This is a genomic window from Halorubrum sp. AJ67, assembly GCF_000513435.1.
In genome coordinates, this window is record NZ_CBVY010000015.1 from 88205 (window position 1) to 90192 (window position 1988).

Genomic DNA, 1988 nt, shown 5'->3' on the forward strand with positions numbered 1-1988 from the left:
GCGCGGCTGTTCGACGCGAGCGACCTCGCCCGCGTCAAGGGCGTCTTCGCCGAGGGCGACGAGTACCTCGTCCAGGTCGTCCTCTCCGAGGCGGGCGTCGAGTCGTTCCGGAGCCGCCTCGACGACGCGGGCGCGACCGACGACCCGGCGGCGTTCGTGGTGTCGATGGCGCTCGACGGGACCGAGGTCAGGCGCGTCGAACTCGACCGGGAGACCGTCGACGCGCTCACGGGATCCGAGTGGGAGGGCGTGCTGACGCTCCCGTTCGGCGAGGAGTCGGTCGCCACCTCCGTCTTCGAGCGCCTCGCCGCCGAGGAGTGAGTCGTCCCGACGGCTGACCAGTCAGGTCCCGCCGCGCGGGCGGCGGGTGGACAGCGTTTTTGCTCCCGCCCTCGTGTCTCCGTCGTGAGCGACGGAACCGCGGACGACGGCGGTCGCCCGTGCCCGGTCTGTGAGACGCCGATGTACCACCGACACTGTAAGTACGTCTGTCCGGCGCACGGCGTCGTCTACGACTGTAGCGACACGTTCTACTGACCGGACGGTCGGTTCGCACGCCGCCTGCGAGAGCGGAATTAACCGACCCGGACGGGGACCAAACTGAGTCGTGCGAACTGTTATGTTCTTGGAGTTCGATTTTTACCACATGATGGGCGACCCGTACGTGACCCTCCTTGCCGACCTCCCGGGGTCAGCATGGTAGAGCAAAAGCAGGTTGCCCGGAGCAAGCGGATCCAACGCCGCACCGGGAAGACGTTCCACGTCGCCACCCGGCTGCTTCCCCAGCGGATCCGCCATCCGACGTACGTGCTGTACGGCTTCTTCCGGATCGCCGACGAGGTCGTCGACGCGGCGGACACCGCGCCGCCGGCCGAACAGCGTGCCGAGCTCGACCGGCTCCGGGCGACCGCGCTCGGCGAGGAGCCGACCGACGACCCGGTGTTGGAGGCGTTCGCCGAGGTGTGCGAGCGCAACGACATCCCCGACGCGGACGTCCACTCGTTCGTCGACGCGATGGCGAGCGACATCGACACCGACCGGTACGAGACCTACGCGGACTTGGAGGCGTACATGGACGGCTCCGCGGCCGCAGTCGGGCGAATGATGACGGCGATCATGGACCTCGATCCCGAGGCGGAGGCCGAGGCGCTCCCGCACGCCACGAAGCTCGGCGAGGCGTTCCAGATGACGAACTTCCTCCGGGACGTCCGCGAGGACGTGGTCGAGCGCGACCGGATCTACCTCCCGCTGGAGACGCTCCGCCGCCACGGCGTGAGCGAGCAGCAGATCCTCGATCTGGAGTTCGACGAGCACGTCGCGGCCGCGGTCCGCGAGGAGATGGCCCGCACCGAGCGGCTCTACGAGGAGGGCGTCGCGGGCATCAAGTACCTCCCCGAGGACTGCCAGCTTGCGGTGCTGCTCGCGGCGGTGCTGTACGTCGACCACCACCGCCTCATCCGAAACCGCGGCTACGACACGGTGTCGGCGACGCCAGAGCTGTCGTTCGCCCGGAAGATCTCGCTGCTCGTCCGCACCCGATGGAAGTGGCAGTGGAACCGCGACCCGGAGGCCGTGTTCTACGACATGTGTACCGACTTCGATCCCGGCCACGACCGCCACGGTCACGGCCCGCACGGCACCGGCGTCCCGCAGACGGACTGACCGGCGGCCCGCATGGAGCGCTCCCGGTTCGTCTCCCTCGCGGTCGCCGCGTTCGGGCTCGTGTTCGCCTCCTTCCTCCTCCGCGGCGTGACTCGACTGGTGGCCCCCTACGAGGTCGCCGTCGCCGTGTCGGCACCCGTTCTCTTCGCGGCCGCCGCGCTGCTCGTCGCGCTCTTCGTCCTCGCCGTCCTCGACGCGACCGGGATCCGGCCGATGGAGTAGTCGGCCGACCGATGGAATAGTCGGACGGCTGACGCGCCCGCGACGGCCCGGCCGAGTCGGAACGCCCTTCGCCCCGCCGCCTCCGACGGGGCGTATGGACGTAC

The 1988-nt window shown here is 69.6% G+C and carries 3 protein-coding genes and 1 pseudogene; all 4 read left to right on the top strand.

Going from position 1 to position 1988, the window contains the following annotated elements:
• Positions 1-321 (top strand): annotated as a pseudogene (locus BN903_RS11875) (hypothetical protein); the annotation flags it as partial.
• Positions 322-405: 84 nt separating this feature from the next.
• Positions 406-537, top strand: coding sequence for an HVO_2523 family zinc finger protein (locus tag BN903_RS18350; RefSeq protein WP_255331288.1), 132 nt, complete (start codon positions 406-408; stop codon positions 535-537).
• A 159-nt stretch (positions 538-696) separates the two neighbouring features.
• Complete coding sequence (locus BN903_RS11880) at positions 697-1662, top strand: phytoene/squalene synthase family protein (protein ID WP_048077921.1); 966 nt, start codon at positions 697-699, stop codon at positions 1660-1662.
• Between the two features lie 12 nt (positions 1663-1674).
• The gene (locus BN903_RS11885) at positions 1675-1884 is read left to right on the top strand and encodes a hypothetical protein (RefSeq protein WP_048077922.1); all 210 of its coding nucleotides are present in this window, start codon (positions 1675-1677) and stop codon (positions 1882-1884) included.
• Positions 1885-1988: the final 104 nt, after the last annotated feature.

What these genes read in the sequence shown, in the direction of transcription:
- BN903_RS11880 (WP_048077921.1), top strand. Translation starts at nt 697, where the DNA reads ATGGTAGAGCAAAAGCAGGTTGCCCGGAGCAAGCGGATCCAACGCCGC.
- BN903_RS11885 (WP_048077922.1), top strand. Translation starts at nt 1,675, where the DNA reads ATGGAGCGCTCCCGGTTCGTCTCCCTCGCGGTCGCCGCGTTCGGGCTC.